Here is a 20,690-nt window from a genome sequence, read left to right as displayed (position 1 = left end):
TAGTTTTTACTAGGAGATTTTTATATATAAAAATTTTACACATATTGCTTGACAGGGCTTACAAATAGATGTATGATGTATGTGTAGAATAATTATATATAAAATTTTTACATACTAAAAAAGGAGGTGCCCCATGTATTTTCCAACATCATCGGCCTTGATTGAATTTCTCATCTTGGCCATCCTAGAACAAGGGGATTCCTATGGTTATGAGATTAGCCAAACCATTAAACTCATTGCCAAAATCAAGGAATCTACCCTCTACCCCATCTTGAAAAAACTGGAAACCAACCGCTATCTGACTACATACTCTCGCGAATACCAAGGTCGGATGCGGAAGTACTACTCCTTGACAGAGATTGGAGAGGAGCAACTCTTTGTCCTTCGAGAAGAATGGACACTCTACACTGACACTATCAATGGCATCATAGAAGGGAGCATTCGCCATGACAAGAACTGAATATTTGAATCAGCTTGAAGCCTATCTGATGAAGCTGCCTCAATCTGATCGTATCGAAGCCATGGACTACTTCAAAGAACTCTTTGATGATGCTGGGCCAGAAGGTGAGGAGGAGCTTATCGCTAGCCTGGGAAGTCCAAAAGAAGCTGCCCATGATGTCCTGACTACACTTCTTGATAAGAAAATCAACGAAGAAAATTCCAGCAAGAACGACCGCCATATTTTACGCATCGCCCTACTAGCCCTTCTTGCAGCTCCTATCGGAATTCCGGTCGGAATTGCTCTTCTCATGGCTATCATCGGGATTTTTATCGCCGCTGTCAGCGTACTTATTGCCTTCTTTGCTGTATCAGTAGCTGGACTAATCCTAGGAGGCGTTCTCCTATTTGAAAGCTTCTACGTTCTGGCTGAATCGACATCTGCTTTTGTACTGATTTTTGGTGGAGGTTTATTAGCGATCGGAGCTTCGTCTCTAGTCTTGCTAGCAACTTCCTATGTGACCCGTTTCTTTGGATTACTAGTCCTTCGACTTATCCAATGGATTCTTAATAGAGGAAAGAGAGGTGAAAGACATGCGTAAATGGACAAAAGGATTTCTTATCTTTGGTGTTGTTACCAGTATCATTGGTTTTTCCATGATGATCATCGGGATCCAAACAGATGGTGTCAGAAGCCTCCTTGCAATGTCTCAAAATCCAGTATTTGAAAGTCGAATGGAAGAACTCGTTTTTGATCAAGATATTGAAAATCTAAACATCTCACTAACAGAACATTCGCTCGTCATTACGGAGTCAAACGATGATAAGATTCACCTTCAGTATCATCCAACCATCTCTGAAAAAGAAAATCTTCAACACTCTATCAAAGAGAAAAGTCTTGAAATAACTGACACCAAGTCAACTACACGTCGCTCTATAGGTTCTAGTATCGAGGGTATTCTCTATATCGCAAGCGGGATTTCTAGTCGCAATGATGAAGTTGTTCTCTCATTACCAAGAGGAAAGGACTTAAAAAATCTTACAGCTCAAGTCAACCATCGTATCCTTTCGATTTCCAATGCAAAAATCAGCAATGCCAAGATTCTGTCAAATGGATATCTCCTTCGTATCACTGATAGCGAGATTAAAAATAGCCAAATAACCACAGTTGGAATTGTCAATGTATTTGAAACTAGTCTAACAGATAGCCGCATCCAAGCAGATCATGAACATATCAAGGCAGACGATATCCAAGTGCATGGTCGAGTGGAATTCGAGGCAAGAAAAGATATCTCACTCGAGTTATCTCAGAAGGAACTTGATCGAATCAATCTTGAATTTTCTGCTGAACATGGTGATATCTATCGTTGGCATCGAGACAGACGTGACATACCTACGGGAGGTAGTAAAGGTGAAGCATTAGCGAACCCTTACAAAACAGAAAAAAAAGATACGCAAGATCTCCTCGTCGCAAAATCTAATCAAAGTATCTATTTCCCATAATAAGATCGCTTGCTTTCTTATAGAAATCATGAATAAAGACAACTAGTAGTTACTACTCAAAAATTAATCAAAAAAAGGGAGGTCTATTATGACTCAAGAATGGTTTGAAAGTGCTGATTTCGAAAAAACAGCCAACAATGATAAAAAAGATAGCCCATCCGACTCAGTTCTCCTTGAAGAAGATTCAGAGACAAGAGAAGAGGCGCCAGTAGTTGAGGAAAATCCTCAAGCCAATCCAGAAGATAAGGAAACTAGTGAGGAAACTGTAGAGACTGAAGAACTCGCTGAAAAATCAGAAAAGATAGACGAGTCAGAAGAACCTGTTAAAGAAGCTTCTCAGAAAAGTCAATCTTTGGAAAGTCCGTTTTTACCAGATTCTGTATCTGCCAAAACAGCACTATTCACAGTATTCAAAGAAGAACTGGCTGATCTTTGGTTTTGGCTACAAGGTGCCCTTAAAGAACCGACAACAAGCATTGATACAGATAAAAAACATAGTTATAATGCCTTTGCCCTGCTGACTATCTTTTCTGCTCTTAGTTTCTTCTGTGCGATTTATCATATCAAGCATAACTACTACGGCCATATGGCGGCTATCAACTCTCATGTCAGCGAGCAGTTCCCTTCACTGAATCTCTTTTCTATCTTCTCCATCTTGGTAGCGACAAGTTTATTCTTCTTTTCTATCCTTATGGGTGGATTTGTAGTTAAACGTTTTGTCAATCAGGACAATGACTGGACGCTGGAAAAATCCTTGCAAGAGTACAGCAGACTCTTCGCCCTTCCTCTCCTGCTCACAGGTATTGCCAGTTTCTTTGCCTTCTTTAATAGTCTACGCTTTGCGGCTCTTCTCTGCCTCATTAGCATTGGTCTGGTACTTCTTGCCAACCTCTATACCATCTCAAGACCAAGTAAAGATAGCCAAACTGATCCCTTCTATCGCCTTCTCTTAGCATTTCTAGTTAACGGTGGTATCCTATTTCTCTTCTTCCTAGCAGAAATGACTCTAGTATTTGAATATCTACGAATCCTAGCTTTTATGTAAGATAAAGGTAGCGAGATAGAAAGATATTAACTTTAGAGGATCATTACTATAAAATTTTAGAAACAAAAAAGCGAACAAGACAGAATTCTGATAATCAGAAAACTAATCTTGTCCGCTTTTTAACTCTATAGAAACTTTTGTCACAGATTCCTTATTTATCTATTTGCTAAGACTTCAAAATCCTCTCCTGAAACTGCTCCTACCACTATTTGGTTGGCGTCCAAATCCTGACAAAGTTCCTTTGGAAGAGCTTCTAAAAAGGCTTGATAATCCAGTCTAGCTACTGCTTCATAGTCTTCAGGCTTAGAACCATCTCCAGAGATTTTCACCAGATCAATCTCCCAGACAAGGTCCTTACCAGCCAACTGCTCAACATAAGGCACGGGAACAACAGGCCCTTTGGGCAAAATGGTCTTAACCCCCTGAGCCAGGTGATAGATGCCGTGAATCTTACCTTCACTATCTGGGTAGAATTTTGCACTTGCAGGGTAGGCATCTGACTCTTGAACCTTTTTGACTAATGCTTCAAAACGTGCCAGTCCATCTTCTTCTAGGAAACTTTCTAAATCCTTCTTATCAAAGTAAATAGTTGAAAGAATTCCTTGGCAGAAGGCCAAATGAGCATCCTTATCCGCTAGATAGTTTTTAACAGTTTCTCGGAAATAGTCTGCCAAATCAAAGTCTGCCAAGCCTTCAACTGCTTCACCAACCTTGCTAGACAAGGCTTGTAAGAGAGCTTCTACAATTTCCCAATCCACTCTTGTAATCAAGTCAGGAATGATTACTTGATAGCCTTTTTGAGTATCTACATAACGAACTTTAAAGAGAAATTGAGACTTACCTACGATTCCACACTCGATATACTCGAGGCGATTAAGTGGTTGACGGAGATAGACTGCGTCATAACTATGTGACTCTAAGCCATCTACTAGGGCCAAGACTGACTTAGCTGTAAGAATCTCCTGTTGTCCTAAAATACTTTGTTTATTTGGAATAAAAAATGTTTTCACCATAAATGGTCTCCTTTGAAATCGTTTACATATAGTATACACCATTTTCCTGAAAGATGCAGAAACAAATTTAAGATTTTTTGGTCAAAAGCATAGAAAAAAACAGCCCCTAAGGACTGTCCTACTTTTATACAACTTCAGAATGATCCAAGTTCTCACCAATCGCTGCTAAACGCTCGATGACTTGATCTTGTGTCAATTCATGCTCTAAAACATAGCGATTGCGTGGGTGGACACGGCACTCGTGCGAACAACCACGGAGATATTTATCTTCGTTGTCTTCTGATGCCAAGATACGACGGTTACAGAATGGATTTCCACAGTTGACATAACGTTCACACGGTGTTCCATCAAACCAATCTTTCCCTACAATGGTTGGATTGACATGGTTGACATCGACTGCAATACGTTCATCAAATACGTACATTTTCCCATCCCAAAGTTCTCCTTGAATCTCTGGATCTTTACCATAAGTCGCAATTCCACCGTGCAATTGACCGACATCTTTGTAGCCTTCACGGACCATCCAACCTGAGAATTTCTCACAGCGGACTCCACCAGTACAGTAAACAACGACACGCTTGTCCATAAATTTTTCCTTGTTATCACGGACCCATTGTGGCAACTCGCGGAAGTTGCGGATGTCTGGACGAATAGCACCACGGAAATGGCCAAGATCGTACTCGTAGTCATTACGAGTATCAAGGACAACTGTATCTTCGTCTAGAAGAGCTTCTTTAAATTCCTTTGGAGACAAGTAAGCACCTGTTGTTTCAAGTGGGTCGATGTCGTTGTCAAAGTTATCATCCTCTAAGCCAAGGTGGACAATCTCTTTCTTGTAGCGAACAAACATCTTCTTGAAGGCTTGCTCACTTTCTTCGTCAATCTTGAACCAGAGGTCTTCCATACCTGGAAGGCTGTGAACATAGTCCATGTATTTTTGGGTTGTTTCGTAGTCACCAGAAACGGTTCCGTTAATCCCTTCGTCAGCGACTAGGATACGACCTTTGAGGCCGATTGACTTACAGAAAGCCAAGTGGTCTGCAGCAAATTGTTCAGCGTTTTCGATTGGAACATATTTATAGTAAAGTAAAACTCGAATATCTTTTGACATAAGATTGATTCTCTTTTCTAAGATTAAATTATCAGAATTTTTCATTCAACTATACCAGTATACTCTCCCAAGAAAGCGAATGCAATTTATTTGACCGAAAAATGAAAACAAGACCCATTTTCAGATCTTGTTTCAACTGAGTATTCGATGAAGAAAGGTTAACAAAAATGGTAAGGTAGCTACGATATTATTGATAACATGAACTGCATAGCCAGGATAGATACTCTTGGTATAGCGAGTTAAACCCGCACAAAACACTCCAAATGACGAAAAAACAAGAATATCTAGGAAATTGGGAAAGCTTGAAAAGTGAGGAAGAGCAAACAAAACCGAAGGAAGAATCAGGTCAAGCCCAAATTTCGAATCTTTAAAGAAGGCATGTTGGAACAAGCCCCTATATATCAACTCTTCCATCAGAGGACCTAGGAAAAATAAGGTCAAGTAGAGACCTAACTCAGCAAAATTTGTCTCACTATAGCCGATTAGTAAAGCCCAGCCATCAGAGGTAGACTGTACATGTCTAGCTGTTTGGAAATTAAAAGATATGGAAAGTACAGTTACGAGAATCGTCAAAACTGTATACCACAACCATTTTTTCTTAGGAATGACAAAAAGATAACCATGGCCTGTCTTGATTAAAATCCCTATCATGATGCCAATAAAGACAAGACTGACAAGGTTTCGGATCCAGAAAAAATTGCCAGTAATTTTGGATCATAAGCGTCAACTGAGAAAGCCCATATACGAAAAATAAGTAGGATAAGATTGCACTTATTTTAAATAATGGATGATATTTTTTCATAGATCTGTGACCAATGTTATATGTAAGAGCAAAACTCTGAACAAAATACATATAATTATATGCAAACGTTAAAAAAAGAATCACCACCTTATCTAGAAGACTCTAGACAAGGCAGTGATTGCAATTTTTAGGAATGAATACACGAAATCAATTATTCTTATGATTTTTTGCTTTTCAAGAATTCGTCGTATTGTTTTTGCATTTCATCCAATACTTTTTGGTAAGCACCTTCAGATTTAAGTTTTTCCATCAATTCTGGAATAGCTTTTTCTGGGTCTACAGTACCAGTGTTGATAGCTGTATCGAATTGTTGCATAGTGTTAGTGATAGCTGAGATTTCAGATTTCACGTTGTCAGTGTTAAAGATGAATCCAAGCGCTGGAGATTCTTTTGCAGTTTCCAAGTCTTTCTTAGATTGTGCGATTTGCTCATCTGTAACGTTTTCGTTGATGTAAAGGATCCAGTTGTTACCAGTGTTCCATCCTGACATGTGAGTGTTTCCTTTGTATCCATCAAGGACTTTAACACGGTTTTCTTTACCTGCAACTTTTTCCCAGTTCTTGCCTTCTGGTCCATAAACAAGTCCGTTCAAGAGTTCTGGGTTAGTGTTCAAGAGGTTCAACACTTCCATTGCTTTTTCTTTGTTCTTAGAGTTGTTTGAGATTACAAAGTTAGCAACTTGAGTTGTTTGGTTTTTCTTGATGAAGTTAGTAAATGGTTTGATTTGGATGTCTCTGTTAGCAACACGAGAAAGCAAGCTGCTACCGTAGTCAGCTGGTCCTACTGTTTCTTCGCGAACAAGCCAAGTATCTTGAGTAAGGTCATATGAAGTTTCGCTTGTTGCTACGTCTTTTGGAATGTATCCTGCTTCATAGAATTTGTGAAGAGTCTTCAAGTGGTCAACGAAACGAGGAACTTCGTAACGGTTTACGATCTTAGTAGTGTCACCTTCAAGGTCGATGACGAATGGAAGACCATTTGCAACTGGGTAGTCAAAGTTTTCTGATGGGATAAAGTTTTTACCAACAGCGAATGGCATTACATCTGGAGCTTTTTCTTTGATTTGTTTCAATACTGGTTCAAGTGTTTCGTATGAAGTTACACCTGAGATATCGATTCCATATTTTTCAAGAAGTGGGCCGTTGAAGGCAAAGTTTTGTGAAGATGCAACGTTGGCTGCAACTGGAACTGCATAGATTTTACCGTTTACAGTGTTACCTTTGATGTAAGCTGGGTCAAGCGCTTTGTAAAGGTCAGCTCCTTCTTTCTTGTACAATTCTGTCAAGTCAGCATAAGCACCTTTTTGAGCGTTTACGACATAGTTATCTGCAAAGGCGATATCATAGTTTTCACCTGATGAAGTGATAACTGACATTTTCTTGCTGTAGTCACCCCAACCAAGGTATTGGATATCCAATTTAGCGCCAACTTTTTCTCCGATGATTTTGTTTGCATTTTCTAGCAATTCATCCAAGTTATCTGGTTTGTCACCGATTTGGTACATTTTGATAACAGTTGTATCACCTGATGATGATGATTCAGCAGCTTTTTGGTTATTTCCTTTAAGGTTTCCACAAGCAGCAAGGCTAGCAGCTAAAGCGACAAGGCTAGCAGATGCAAAAGCATATTTTTTCCAGTTTTTCATTATAAAAACTCCTTTTTTTATTTTTAAAGTTATTAACAAAATTAAATTGTTGATTTTCCTTTGTCAGAAAAATCAGAGTTAGAGAAGAAACATTGTTTCTTAGACTTCCTTACTCTTTAACACCACCGATAGTCAAACCTTTTACAAAGTAGCGTTGGAAGAATGGGTAGAGGATCGCAATCGGAACAGTCGCAACAACGACCATGGCCATACGGCCTGTTTCTTTTGGTAGGGCAACCGCAAGCTGTCCTGACATACCAACTGACTTAGCAATGTAATCCATGTTGTTTTGAATTTGCATGAGCAAATATTGCAATGGATACAAGTTATCACTCTTGATGTAAAGAAGGGCGTTAAACCAGTCATTCCAGAATCCAAGCGCTGTCAATAGTGTGATCGTTGCGATACCTGGTAGTGACAGTGGCAAACAGATTTGGAAGAAGATACGAGCTTCACTAGCTCCATCGATACGAGCTGATTCGAGGATTGCTTCTGGGATGGTTTTCTTGAAGAAGGAACGCATCAACATGATGTTGAATGGTGATAGAAGCATTGGAACAATCAAGGCCCAAATAGTATCACCAAGGTGAAGCAATTGAGTCACTACGATATAGCCTGGTACCAAACCAGCGTTGAACAACATACTAAGAAGAGCAAAGATTGTAAAGAATTTACGATACTTAAATGTTGAACGTGAGATGGCATAGGCGTAAGTTGTCGTGATAAAGACGTTTGTCAATGTACCGACAACTGTCACAAATACTGAGATAAAGAGCGCTTGTAAAATCTTATCTTTAAACTGAGCCAAAAACTCAAAACCATCTAATCCAAACTGTGATGGGAAGAAGCTATATCCATATTGAACAATACTCTTCTCATCTGTAACTGAGATAATGATGACAAAGATGAAAGGCAAGATACAAGAGAAAGCCAGCAAACCAGAAATGATACTAAAGAAGATATCTGCTTTCTTGCTGAAGGAGTGTATGCCAACATTATCAATTTTTTCTTTTTGAATTTTTTTTGCCATATGCTCCTCCTTTCTAGAATAGTGCTGAGTTAGGATCAACACGTCTTGCAAGTAAGTTTGATAGGATAACCAAAATCAAACCGACAACTGACTGATAGAGACCGGCTGCTGAAGCCATACCGATGTCTGCTGTCTGTGTCAAACCATTAAAGACATAGACGTCCAATACGTTTGTTACGCTATAGAGCTGACCAGCGTTGTGAGGGATTTGATAGAAGAGACCGAAGTCTGCACGGAAGATGTTTCCGACTGCAAGGATAGTCAATACTGTCACAAGTGGTGTCAACTGAGGGATGGTTACGTTGCGGATACGTTGCCATTTGCTAGCACCGTCCACTGTCGCTGCTTCGTAGTAAGTTGGGTCAATACCCATGATTGTAGCGTAGTACATAACACTACTGTATCCAAAGCCTTTCCAAATACCTAGGAAGAGGAGGAGGTAAGGCCAAATACTTACATCAGCGTAGAAGTTAATCCCTTTCATTCCGAGAGCTTCTAAGGTGTGATTGATAAGCCCTTTATCGATATTTAGGAAAGCATCTGTAAAGAAACTGATGATAACCCAAGATAGGAAGTACGGGAATAACATAGAAGTTTGATAGATTTTAACCATTTGCTTAGAGCGAAGTTCACTAAGGATAATGGCAATTCCAACCGATACGATCAAACCAATAAAGATAAATCCAAGGTTGTAAAGGACAGTATTTCGAGTGATGACAAAGGCATCTTTTGAACTAAATAAGAATCTGAAGTTATCTAGTCCAACCCATTTACTATTTATAATACTATGGACGAATCCTTCACCAGTCATATGGTAGTCTTTGAAGGCAACCACATTTCCAAATACTGGGATGTAGAAGAATAAGATCAACCAAAGTGTCCCTGGTAAAACCATTAAGAGAAATATCCAATTATCTCTCAAAGTTTTTGAAAACTTGTTCATAATTTCCTCCCTTTTTATTTTTCTAAAACTTGATAATCTCACAATTTTTAGACTTGATAACGTTTACAAAAATAGTATACTCTTATTTTAAGGATAGTTTAAACTACTAATTATAGAAAAAACTCCACAAATTATTTTATGTGGAGAACTTTTTTTATAATAAGAAGTGTGTTTCACGAGAAACTTTCTTCCTGAATAGAGTTTTTCTAGGTCGTATAAATGGTCGAAGCTGTCGCAATGGTATGCCATTGGTTGGCTGTTGTTGCTGCGAAGTCCTTGTCTCCGTAGAAATCATTAAATGGCAAGATCTCTACGTCTAGTTCGTCAATACGAGAGATTTCGCCTGCTAGGTAGTTTTCAATACGACTTTCTGCTCGCTTGATCCGCTGCAAGAGTCCACCCATACGGATGTCTACGGTATCCAAGCCAAAGACCTTGTTTTCTTTCAACCATTGTCGGCTAAAGAGTTGGTGGAAGGTTTCAATCTGGCTTCTGAGTTTTGGTAATTCCTCTCTGGCAATTTGTTGCAAGCTCTCTTTATCGCCTGCTTGATAGGCTTGACGAATGCGTCGTCCCACATCAACCTTGCCACTTAAAATAGCATTCAACTGGGCCTGAGTTTCGAAAAGATAAGCATAGACTCCAGCTTTTTCTGTAATGTCAGAAAGAGTCTCAGCTGCCTGGGCAAAGTGTGGTTTGTCCTGTTCAGGTGTCATGTGCTTGTCAAGAATCGGACAAAGAACATCCTGATAAAAGACATAGCGGTTGGGGTTAATTCCACTGAGATTGTCTGGCAGGTCAGGCAAGAGGTTGGCCAGGTCAAGCTGCATAAAGTCCTCAACTGATAGACCAGTATTGGTCTTGAAATGAGCAGATAGACGCTCTAAATCATCACGATAGCTAAGTTCTGCCCAGATTTGTAAGCTTGGCAGAATAGAGAATTGGGCAGTTTCCCCACCATTGTCCCCCCAACCTGTCACGATGACTTCTTTGATCTGATTGGCACGGCAGGCTTTATTGGCTTCAATAGCTACTAAGCGACTAAATTGGTTGTGGGGCGTAAAACCAATCCACTTCCAAGCACCGCCTGCAAAGGCGATATCCTGGCTAATCTTGTGATGGTTACTGAAGTTACGATTGTATTTTTCTTCGCTATCCTGATAATAATCCCAGTAAACCAAGGTCACACGGTCTTTGAGACGGTCTAGGTAAACACGAGTCTCTTCTGGAATTTCCACATCACGGTCATACTGTCCGTCTGCTGACATAAGCTTGAAGAACATATCGCTCCACATCTGGCAGTGGAAACCATACTTGTCTGCAATATCCAGCACGCGCTCCAAGTGTTGGCACATGAGGAGACTCCGATCGACCACACCGTTCAAGATAAGGTAACGTCCCAAACCAACCAAGTGAGCTTCATCCATTCCGATGTTGACCTTGCGAGTTTGCAGTTTAGATAGAGTTGCAAACATACCGTCAATCAGGTCGTAGACTTTTTCTTCACCGATGAGGAGAATGTCTTCTACATCGCGGAGTTGCTGCACTTCCTTGACACCCCATTTGACAAAGGCTGATAAGTGAGCCAAGGTCTGGATACATGGGACAAAGGTCATATCAAACTGCTGGGCGTAGGCTTCAATTTCCTGTAACTCTTCAGCAGCGTAAGCTCCACGGAAATAGCCAAAGTAAGGTTGTCCCTCGATTTGATAGGTGTCTTCCATGTAGAGCTCAAAGGTTGAGTAGCCCATGAGAGCCAAGACTTCAATCATCTGCTTGGCAGATGCGACATTAAGAACTGCATTTCGCGAACAGTCTGCCATGTAAGCCAAATCCTCATAAGCAGCTTGTTCTTCAATCTCTACCTTATCCCCTTCTGTTAAAGCTGTTGCGAGCACAGACAAAGCGCGGTAGAGTTGATGAGGTTTACGGTAGGTCAATTGATACTGTCCATTCTCACCCTTGATAGAGATGGAGGCTTGGTCAGACTGAGCGACTGCCACTTCTACATCCGGTAGGGAGATGTGATTTTTTAATACTTCGATAGATTGGGCTTGTTTGGGACTAAGTCCTGTAAATCTTACCATTGGTTTTCCTCCTGTAACCAGTTGACAAGGGCACCGTAGAGATTGGCATCTGCGTGATAGGTGCAAGCTTGAATGACTGGAGCAATTGTATATTCTTCATATCTTTCCACAAAGGAGTCTACTGCTTTTTGCACACCCTTAATAAAATCAGGGTTCTGACTGATAGAGCCACCTAGGCTAATGACATCTGGGTCGATTAGGTACTGGATATTGAGCAGGCCTTGAGCTAGGTTGCGATTCATACGCTCAATAGCTTCTTGGCAGAGGGCATTTCCTGCCGCAGCCTCTTGGTAAATCTTACGCCCATCCCAGTCAGACTGACCTGATTTTTCAATCACATAACGAACCATGTTTCCTGTTGATGCTAGTTGCGACCAATTGTTGAGTTTTTCTGCAGGTTCGATGGTGGTCATGTAGCCAAATTCACCGCCCAAACCATGGCGACCACGGTGTAGCTTGCCATTGATAATCATAGCGCCACCGATTCCTGTACCAATCACGACACAAGCTGCATTTTCAATCTCAGGATGAGCTAGCAGTTCACTGAGCCCAACACAGTTGGCATCATTTTCTAGATGGACAGGTAGCTTATAATGAGCAAGCGCCTCATACCATGAAAAACCATGGATGTAAGGAATGGCGCTAATCCCCTCAATCACCCCGGTTTCTTGATTAACTGCACCTGGCACACTCATAGCAATCCCACGATAGTCTTGTTCTGACAAGCGTTGGTCCAACCAAGCTAGCAACTCTTCCAGAGTCTCTGGAGTTGGTGTGCTGGTCTTATCTAAAATCTTTCCATCAGGAGTTAGACTGGCAAACTTAATTCCAGTCCCTCCGATGTCTATTGTTGCAATGGTCATGGCTTTCACCTGTAAAAAGGAGCGAATCAGCAGTTGGTTCTTACTTTTTCGCTCCTCCTTTCTGTTTATGGTTTCTTTTTGAAATTAAATTTCTTCTTTTTTGATCAATTCTGTACGAATTTCCTGTGGTGCCAATAGTCCTGAATGAACTGGATATGGGCGTTCTAGCAAATCAAGAATAGTTTGTTGTTTTTCAGACACGCGGATATTTTCTTGACTCATATTGTAGTAACGAAGGACGTAACCTTCTTCATTTTCAGCTACCTTAAATGCTGTTGGACAAACTTGTGGCAAGCTCAATGCTGCATGATTGAAGAGACTACCTGTTGCAGCAACGCTACCTTCTTGTTTTGCAACTTGAAGAGCTGTAAATGGAACCTGGAAGGCTTTGGCACGACGGAAGGCTGAGAAGCGTTCCCCTGCTTGATGGCATTCTACTGCAAACTCAACTTCGATATCGCGCAAGCACTGGGCTTCTGGTGTTGGGAAGTAGCCCCAGTCACCTAGCTCACCTGAAGCACGGAGAAGGGTTACAGCCATGGTATCGTCCTCAAGGATTTCGTATTCGTGCAATCCTTTATTGGCTACTGTCACCCCTTTAACATCATCATACAAGCTGACAAAGGCTTGTTGGTGTTGTGGATTTTCAGGATTTTCCCAAGAAGCTGCTGGTTTATTTGGTCTTGTTACAACTTCATAGATGCTTTCAGAATCGTTACTTGGGCGTGTGTTATGAGTTTTGACCAAGAGGCGGATGCGGTGGTCTTTAGCAGTGTTGGTAAAGCGAGTCTTGAAGCGAATCTGTGGATTGTCCACAAAGACAGTCATTTCTGTTTCAAGAGGAATGGTTATCAACTCTTCTGAACGACCTGCATCTCGTTTCATGAACTCGATGATGCCTCTTTGCTCAGCATCCAATTTTTCATCTGCGCTAACTGGAATAGTCAAGTCGTGTTTGAGCAAGACCTTAGCATAGCGAGCATTGTTTTCCAGAACTTCATAACCTTTCAGTTGAGCAAAGATTGGCTCTGTTCCTTTTGGTTGGAAGTAAATGTACTCGTTACCGATATCACCACGGTCCTCGAATTGGATGAAATCCTCGTAGGCTTCGTTAGTAGTCTTGTCGTAGACTGTAATTCCTTGGTCTACACTAACAGTCACAAATGGTGTATCAATGACTCCATTTTGGTAAATACCATCACGGTGATTTACTTGACCTTCAACCAATTGGAAGCTTGCCCAAGAAAGCGGAGCAAGGTGGACTGGGATTGTCACGCGCACTTGACGTGCAATATAGGGTTGGCGGAATTTATCCTTAGGCAAAGTATAACCAAAACTTGCTCCCAAGTCTTCAATCTTGGCTTCAAGGACATGACCATCCAAATCTTCAACATGGTAATCTGGCAAGGTCACAGCTGCCATCTTCTTGTAGCCTTCTGTTGGATGCAATTCTTTGAAATCACAAGTCACAACATCCACTACAACACTTACTGTATCAACCTTGTCATGTAAAGCTGTGTTGACAACGGTAAAGAGGTGATCACTTTGCGCTTCCTGAGTTGCTATTTTATGTTTCCACTCATTGAGAAGGTTACTCTTAACAAAATTCCCGACTTGATTAACCTTGGCAAAGCGAGTTTCCATTTCACGGTGAACTTCGTCAATACTACATCCACAGATACTATCATGTGGTGCATTTTGCAAAAGTACTTTCCAAGCATAGGTTAATTGATCCTTGTGGTTATGTCCACCAGTGATGATGGTCAAAGGTTCTACTACTTGCTCCAACAAATTGCTGTTTTCTTGGAAAGCTTGTTTGAGATAAACACGTGAAGAAGAGGTATTGGCAAGAGTGTACCAACCATCCGTTTCTTGGCTAGTCAACTCACCTGTAACTGTTGATAGGTGTTCAGGAAGTGCGCTTTCCACTGCTTGAATATATTCATCAAAAGAGCTGTGAACAAAGGTCACGTCAGGGAAAAGTTCGTTCGCCACACGAATAGCTTCACTCAAGTTTCGTTGAACTGGTTGGTGATCACATCCGTTCATCATCAACCATTGGTTAGTAGAAGCATAGTCGCGTACATCTGCCAATTTTTGTTTCCAGAAAGCTAAAGCTTCGTCTTTATCCACTGGAATTTCATTCCCGTTACTGTACCAGTTAGCAAAGAGAATACCGAGCACACGGCTACCGTCTGCCCCTTGCCAGTACATTTCAGAAAATTGAGAGGTGAATTGCTCATCTTCGAGGACTTGGTTGTCAAATCCGATTGGTTTAACACCACGACCAAAGGCTGCTACGTGAATGCCTGATTTTTGAAGGATTTGAGGTGCTTGCCCCATATTTCCAAAGGTATCTGGGAAGTAACCAATCTGCGTAGATTTGCCCCATTTGGCACATTCAGCTTGACCAATCAAGGTATTGCGGACATTGGCTTCACTTGAAATCAGGTAGTCATCCTGCAAGATGTAAAAAGGACCAATCTTGAGCTTGCCTTCGTCGATATAACGCTGCACCTTGTCACGGTTTTCAGGGCGAATTTCTAAGTAGTCATCAAGGACGATGGTTTGGCCATCCAAGTGGAAACTTTTGAATTCAGGGTCATTTTCAAAAAGATCAAACAGATTGTCAAAAAGTTCCACCAATTGCATCCGGTGACTTTCAAACGGTAAATACCACTCACGATCCCAGTGACTGTGAGAGATGATATGTACAACAACATTTTCCATGAGTAAAACCTCATTCTAACTTAAATTTAAAAATATATTTGTGATTCTGTACAAGAATCTGTCGAGCAAAAGCTCATTAGCGGATATCCAAGTAATCCAAGACTAATTCGCAGAACATCATGTTGGCCCACGAGAACCATTCGCGTGAGTAGAGTGTCGGATCGTCCACGTGGAAGCTTTCGTGCATCACACCTGTTCCACCATCACAGGCAACTAGTTGGTCTAGCAAGTATTTTTTCTCAGCTTTATCTGTAGCTGTCAATCCTTGGATAGAAAGGGCAATCGGCCAGATATAGCGGTAGAAGGTATGTGAACTTCCGAGTCCACTTGCGTACTCTCCTTGGTAGAAATATGGATTTTCAGGACTGAGAATGGTGCGACGAGTGGCTTGATACACTTCGTCATTGACATCGCAGTAACCAAGATATGGAGCAGCCAACAAACTTGGCACGTTTGGATCATCCATGATACTAGCATTTCCTAGACCGTCTACCTCAAAGGCATAAATCTTCTCGCCCTTACTATTTGTAGTGTAGGCGTAATTTTCGATACCTTCTTGAATCTCAGTTTGGAGGCGTTTGGCATCAGCAATAATACTTTCACTATCAGCTAGATTCAATTCTGCAAAGATTTCCTGAACATAATCCAAAACAATTACTGCAAACATATTTGAAGGAATCAAGTAGCTATACTGACAGCAGTCATCACTTGGACGAAAGGCTGACCAAGTCATCCCAGTCACGGCAAAGTCTGGCCCAAAGCCGTCATTTACCAAGGTATCTTCCTTACGATCGGTATCACGGACGAAGCGATAAGGCGAGTTCTTATGATCTTGTTCCACCGTCCAGAGATGAAGGATTTCCTTAGTCGCTGTAACAAAGGTTTCATCAAATTGACTAGTTTCTCCTGTTTCTTTCCAGAGAAGATAAGCCAACTGCAAGGGGTAGCAAAGCGAATCCACTTCATACTTGCGCTCCCAAATCCAGCCATTGAGGTCTGTATGGTCTGTCTCGTGGTGCCCCTTCCAGTTCTCTTCAATGTTGAAGGAGTTGGCATAGGGATCTTTGAGAATCAAAGTCATCTGACGTTTGACCAAACCTGCAATGGTTTGACGCAAACGAGGGTCTCTTTTAGCCACATGGAGGTAAGGTCTCAGCTGAGCAGTTGAGTCACGAAGCCACATAGCTGGGATATCTCCCGTCAGTACAAAGGTCGAACCATCTTCTAAAATCTCAACTGTATTGTCCAAGGTGTCTGTATAGCAACGTTCAAAGACATCAACCCACTCAGGATGCTCCTTGGCACGCTCTGCTACCTCATCTAGCCACTCTCTGACAATTTCTTTTGAATAAACCATAAACTATTTTGCCTCTTTCAAACAGATTTTCATTTTCAGTATATAGCTTTTAGTCCAGAAAATATATACACAAATGTTAGTCATTATTCTACAAAATTGTTATATTTGAAAGTCATTTTCTAAAAGTCTCCTTTTTCTGATATAATGTAGAAAACTACTGAAGGAATTACTATGAAACCTATTCTTGAATCCATTGATACGCGTTTTGGAACAGCCAGTAAACACGCTTTTTCGCGAGGCAATACACTACCATACACCGGAGTACCATTTGGCATGAATTACTTTGTCCCCCAAACTAGTGACCAGGAAGGTTCTTGGTTTTTTGACCCTCATCTTCCTATCTTTCAGGGGATTCGACTAACCCACCAACCTAGCCCTTGGATTGGCGATTACTCCTGGCTCTTGCTGACACCAATTACAGGAGAAATCAGCGGCGATACTCTCTTTCATCGTCAATCTTCTTATAATCTTGAACGTGCTATTTTTAATCCTCATTTTCTAAAGATTTTTTCTGAGCGTTATCAGATTGAAACGCAACTAAGTCCTACTTGCTATGGAGCTTCTATTCAACTAAGACAGATACAAGGAAAAGCCCTCTCCCTCTATCTTCATGCCACAGATGAACTGACAGTAGAACAAGTCGATAAGCGAACTATGGCCCTGAGACAAGCAGGTGAAACCGAAACCAATAAAAGTCCCCTCGTCATGTATACTGCTCTCGCATTTTCTGTAGAAATCCTTTCTATTACGCAAGAGGGGCAAGACTGGCGAATTAACTTAGACGAATCAGATGCTCAAGTTCAACTGGCGACTTCCTTTATTTCCAAAGAACAAGCCCTCTTTAATCTCCCTGAACAGGATTTTGAAGAAACAAAAACAAACGCTAAAGTGAGTTGGGAAGACCTCCTAGGTCGCTTTGATGTTGTGGAAACTGGGCCAGTAGACAGAACATTTTTTGATCATTGTCTTTATAGACTCTTTCTATTTCCTCAAACCTTCTACGAGGTAACTGAGCAGGGCGAAAGCATCCATATGGACCTCGCTTCAAGTACTATCAAGCCTGGCCTACTCTTCACCAACAATGGTTTTTGGGATACTTTCCGTACTTCATTCCCACTCTTTGCCTTGATTATTCCAGAGTACTATCGTCAGTTTCTCGAAGGCTTCCTCAATAGCTACCGCGACACTGGGTATCTCCCTAAGTGGCTGGCTCCTGACGAACGAGGCATGATGCCTGGCACCTTGATTGATGGTCTTATTGCCGATAGTGCTTGTAAAGGCATGGCACCTGATCTTGAAGAAGAATTTCTCAAAGCTATGCTTGAAACTGCAACCAAGGCAGATCCAAAAGCTATCAACGGACGACACGGCCTGGCACAATACCAAAAGCTAGGATATCTATCCACAGACCATCACGAAAGTGTCAGTCACACACTAGACTATGCTTACAGTGATTTTTGTATCTCTACTTGCGCAGCAAAATTGGGTCATGAAGAGCTAGCCCAAACCTATTCCCAATATGCTAAGAATTATCAAAACCTCTTTGACCCTGAGACAGGATACATGAGGGCGCGTGATGTAGATGGCAACTTCCGCCCTGACTTTTCTCCTTATAGTTGGGGCCGTGATTATGCTGAGTGTTCAGCCATCCAAGCCAGTCTCGGTGTCTTACACGATATTTCTGGACTTAGTCAACTAATGGGTGGAAAAGAAGCCTTTAGCAACTATCTCTTAAAATCTTGTCAAAGTCTCCCACTCTTTGAAACGACGGGTTATGGATATGAAATTCACGAGATGAGCGAAATGGCAACTGCACCTTTTGGTCAACTAGCCATTTCAAACCAACCAAGTTTCCATATCCCTTATCTGTTCCGCTACAGTAATTATCCCCAATATACCAGTCTCTTAATCAAGACTCTCCGTCAAAAAGCCTTTCGAGCTGGCTGGGATGCTTATCCAGGAGATGAGGATAACGGCAGTTTATCGGCTTGGTATGTCTGGTCCACTCTTGGGCTTTACCCAACCTGCCCAGGAAAAGCAAGCTATGATCTTGGGATTCCGCTCTTTGATCACCTTCGTGTCTATCTAGCAGAAAAAGACCAGTGGTTGGATGTTCGTACTCAGCAAAATCATGAACACTTCCACTTTGTACAAGACTGTCATCTTGACGGAAAAGAAGTTCAGAGTATTGGTCACCAGGATTTGCTAAACGCCCAATCTCTCGACTTTACCCTCAGCTGGTTACCAAATCACTAATAGTTCAAATCCCTTTGTCATGTACAGGGGGATTTTCTGATTAGTAGTAAATCTTCCACAAAGTTATCCACAGATTGTGTATAACTTTCAAATCAATTTCATATACTTCCAAACGATTTCTCTCAACCATTTTTTTGATATCCTAAAGTAAAAACACCCTCAATATCCTGTTCTATCAGTCTTTATAACCGACTAGCTTAGTACTCAACTCACACATTCTATCTCTTTTTTCTAAACTAACATTTGGAAAACAATTGTTTATTTCACAAAGTTATCCACAGATTGTGTATAACTTTTACTCAATTACAAACTCCAGCTGATAAATTCCCCCTACATTTTTTATAGGAAATTTCGGGTTTTGTTAGGCGCTTTCAAAAAAACATGATATACTGAAATTAATAGAAAAGGAGATATTATGAAAAAAGATCAACACCAACTTAATTGGCTGATGGTTTCTCTGATTGCCTTCAACATGGTTTGGGGGCTAGGAAACGTCGTCAACAACTATTCTCAACAGGGAATTTCAGTCGTCGTATCTTGGATTTTGATCCTCGCACTCTACTTCATCCCTTATTCCCTCATCGTTGGACAACTAGGTTCTACCTTTAAGGAAAGCGGAAGCGGTGTTAGTGACTGGGTTGAAAAAACATCAACCAAACGTTTAGCCTACTTTGCTGCTTGGACCTACTGGGTTGTACATATCCCGTATCTCGCACAAAAACCTCAAGGGATCCTTATTCCGCTTGGTTGGGCCTTGCAAGGTAACGGACAATTTCTTAAACAAATCGACATCCACTGGATTGTTATTCTCTGCTTGCTAATCTTTGGACTTTTCCTCTACCTTTCTACAAAGGGATTGGCAACTCTAAAAGTCATTGGTAGCTTGGCAGGAAGTGCTATGTTGATTATGTCTTTACTCTTTGTGCTTTTGGCTGTCGGTCTGCCTTTCATTAAACCAGACATCCAATTTGCGACACCGCACATGGATCAACTGAGCACCTACATTCCAAATTTTGATTTTTCTTATTTTACAACGATTTCACTACTGGTCTTTGCAGTTGGTGGTTGTGAAAAAATTTCCCCTTATGTTAATCAAACTCGCAACCCTGCAAAAGAATTTCCAAAGGGTATGATTGTCATGGCTATCATGGTAGGACTGTCTGCTATTCTCGGATCAGTTGCCATGGGAATGCTATTTGATGGCAATAATATCCCTGAAGACCTCATGCGTAATGGCGCTTATCAAGCCTTCCAAATGTTAGGAAATTCTTGGGGAGTTGGAAACCTCTTTGTCGTGATCTACGCTCTTACAAACATGGTCGGACAAATCGCTGCGCTTGCCTTCTCTATTGACGCACCATTGCAAATCCTTCTCAATAACGCTGATGAAGACTACATCCCAAGCTGGCTTCGCAAACGTACTGAAAAAGGTGTCCTCATTAACGGCTACCTCCTTACAGGCGTCCTTGTCAGTCTCATCATTATCCTCCCAATTTTTGGTATTCAGGAAATTGACGGACTTGTAAAATGGATGACAAACCTCAATTCGATCGTAATGCCAATGCGTTACCTCTGGGTATTCCTTGCCTATATGATGCTTAATCGCGCTTGGAAGACATACAAAAATGCCGAATACAAGTTTGTGAACAATCCTAAACTTGGCTTTATTATCGGTACTTGGTGCTTCCTCTTTACTGCCTTTGCTTGTATCCTTGGTATGGTTCCAAAAATTAGCTATGCTGAGAATCCGACTGCTTGGCAATTTTCGCTTCTTACAAACATCTTGACCCCAATTATTCTGATTGGATTAGGTGTGATTCTACCAGTACTTGCCAAAAAAGAACAAAAGAAACAAATCAAATAAATT

At 41.2% G+C, this 20,690-nt stretch carries 15 protein-coding genes and 1 pseudogene; 6 read left to right on the top strand and 10 right to left on the bottom strand.

Annotated elements, in window-relative coordinates; genetic code table 11:
• Nucleotides 1-133: 133 nt before the first annotated feature.
• The 4 genes from ADH81_RS02240 to ADH81_RS02225 all read left to right on the top strand — a co-directional run bounded on the left by ADH81_RS02240 (nt 134) and on the right by ADH81_RS02225 (nt 2,986).
• Nucleotides 134-460, top strand: coding sequence for a PadR family transcriptional regulator (locus ADH81_RS02240; protein ID WP_049526196.1), 327 nt, complete (start codon nt 134-136; stop codon nt 458-460).
• Entirely contained in the window at nt 447-1,040 is a 594-nt protein-coding gene (locus tag ADH81_RS02235; protein ID WP_049526195.1) for a DUF1700 domain-containing protein, read from the top strand. The genes ADH81_RS02240 and ADH81_RS02235 overlap by 14 nt, the downstream gene beginning before the upstream one ends.
• Nucleotides 1,033-1,941 carry a DUF4097 family beta strand repeat-containing protein gene (locus tag ADH81_RS02230; protein WP_049526193.1) on the top strand — a complete coding sequence of 303 codons (909 nt, stop codon included), beginning with the start codon at nt 1,033-1,035 and terminating at the stop codon, nt 1,939-1,941. The genes ADH81_RS02235 and ADH81_RS02230 overlap by 8 nt, the downstream gene beginning before the upstream one ends.
• 88 nt (nt 1,942-2,029) lie before the next feature.
• Nucleotides 2,030-2,986: a DUF6574 domain-containing protein gene (locus ADH81_RS02225; RefSeq protein WP_049526192.1), complete on the top strand. Its 957-nt coding sequence runs from the start codon at nt 2,030-2,032 to the stop codon at nt 2,984-2,986.
• A gap of 155 nt (nt 2,987-3,141) precedes the next feature.
• On the opposite strand, the gene ADH81_RS02220 is transcribed toward ADH81_RS02225, so the two are convergent.
• The 10 genes and pseudogenes from ADH81_RS02220 to ADH81_RS02175 form a co-directional block, all read right to left on the bottom strand.
• A complete protein-coding gene (locus ADH81_RS02220; RefSeq protein WP_049526190.1) occupies nt 3,142-3,999 on the bottom strand; it encodes a DUF4299 family protein in 858 nt (285 codons plus the stop codon).
• 124 nt (nt 4,000-4,123) lie between these two features.
• Nucleotides 4,124-5,110, bottom strand: coding sequence for a rhodanese-related sulfurtransferase (locus ADH81_RS02215; RefSeq protein WP_049526188.1), 987 nt, complete (start codon nt 5,108-5,110; stop codon nt 4,124-4,126).
• Nucleotides 5,111-5,242: 132 nt separating this feature from the next.
• A pseudogene (locus tag ADH81_RS02210) lies at nt 5,243-5,912 on the bottom strand (CPBP family intramembrane glutamic endopeptidase).
• 157 nt (nt 5,913-6,069) lie between these two features.
• Complete coding sequence (locus ADH81_RS02205; RefSeq protein ID WP_049526186.1) at nt 6,070-7,557, bottom strand: ABC transporter substrate-binding protein; 1,488 nt, start codon at nt 7,555-7,557, stop codon at nt 6,070-6,072.
• A gap of 109 nt (nt 7,558-7,666) precedes the next feature.
• Nucleotides 7,667-8,587, bottom strand: a complete 921-nt coding sequence (locus ADH81_RS02200; RefSeq protein ID WP_006149055.1) for a carbohydrate ABC transporter permease — start codon at nt 8,585-8,587, stop codon at nt 7,667-7,669.
• 13 nt (nt 8,588-8,600) lie between these two features.
• Nucleotides 8,601-9,530 carry an ABC transporter permease gene (locus tag ADH81_RS02195; protein WP_049526184.1) on the bottom strand — a complete coding sequence of 310 codons (930 nt, stop codon included), beginning with the start codon at nt 9,528-9,530 and terminating at the stop codon, nt 8,601-8,603.
• 206 nt (nt 9,531-9,736) lie between these two features.
• Nucleotides 9,737-11,617, bottom strand: coding sequence for a beta-N-acetylhexosaminidase (locus ADH81_RS02190; RefSeq protein ID WP_049526183.1), 1,881 nt, complete (start codon nt 11,615-11,617; stop codon nt 9,737-9,739).
• The gene (locus tag ADH81_RS02185; protein ID WP_049526181.1) at nt 11,611-12,480 is read right to left on the bottom strand and encodes an ROK family protein; all 870 of its coding nucleotides are present in this window, start codon (nt 12,478-12,480) and stop codon (nt 11,611-11,613) included. Before ADH81_RS02185 ends, ADH81_RS02190 begins: the two co-directional genes overlap by 7 nt.
• A gap of 84 nt (nt 12,481-12,564) precedes the next feature.
• Nucleotides 12,565-15,210 carry an alpha-mannosidase gene (locus ADH81_RS02180; RefSeq protein ID WP_049526180.1) on the bottom strand — a complete coding sequence of 882 codons (2,646 nt, stop codon included), beginning with the start codon at nt 15,208-15,210 and terminating at the stop codon, nt 12,565-12,567.
• Between the two features lie 76 nt (nt 15,211-15,286).
• On the bottom strand, nt 15,287-16,567 hold the full coding sequence (locus ADH81_RS02175; RefSeq protein WP_049526179.1) for a glycoside hydrolase family 125 protein: 1,281 nt from the start codon (nt 16,565-16,567) through the stop codon (nt 15,287-15,289).
• A 171-nt stretch (nt 16,568-16,738) separates the two neighbouring features.
• Here ADH81_RS02175 and ADH81_RS02170 point away from each other — a divergent pair, with 171 nt between their 5' ends.
• Together ADH81_RS02170 and ADH81_RS02165 are read left to right on the top strand one after the other, a co-directional pair.
• A complete protein-coding gene (locus ADH81_RS02170) occupies nt 16,739-18,823 on the top strand; it encodes a GH92 family glycosyl hydrolase (RefSeq protein ID WP_049526177.1) in 2,085 nt (694 codons plus the stop codon).
• Nucleotides 18,824-19,238: 415 nt separating this feature from the next.
• Nucleotides 19,239-20,687, top strand: coding sequence for an APC family permease (locus ADH81_RS02165; protein WP_049526175.1), 1,449 nt, complete (start codon nt 19,239-19,241; stop codon nt 20,685-20,687).
• Nucleotides 20,688-20,690: the final 3 nt, after the last annotated feature.

Origin of the sequence: Streptococcus pseudopneumoniae, assembly GCF_001072925.1 — a bacterium.
In the GTDB taxonomy this organism is placed as follows: Bacteria; Bacillota; Bacilli; order Lactobacillales; family Streptococcaceae; genus Streptococcus; species Streptococcus pseudopneumoniae_Q.
The sequence above is the reverse complement of the archived record's forward strand: the minus strand, read 5'-3'. Positions and strand labels throughout refer to the sequence as shown.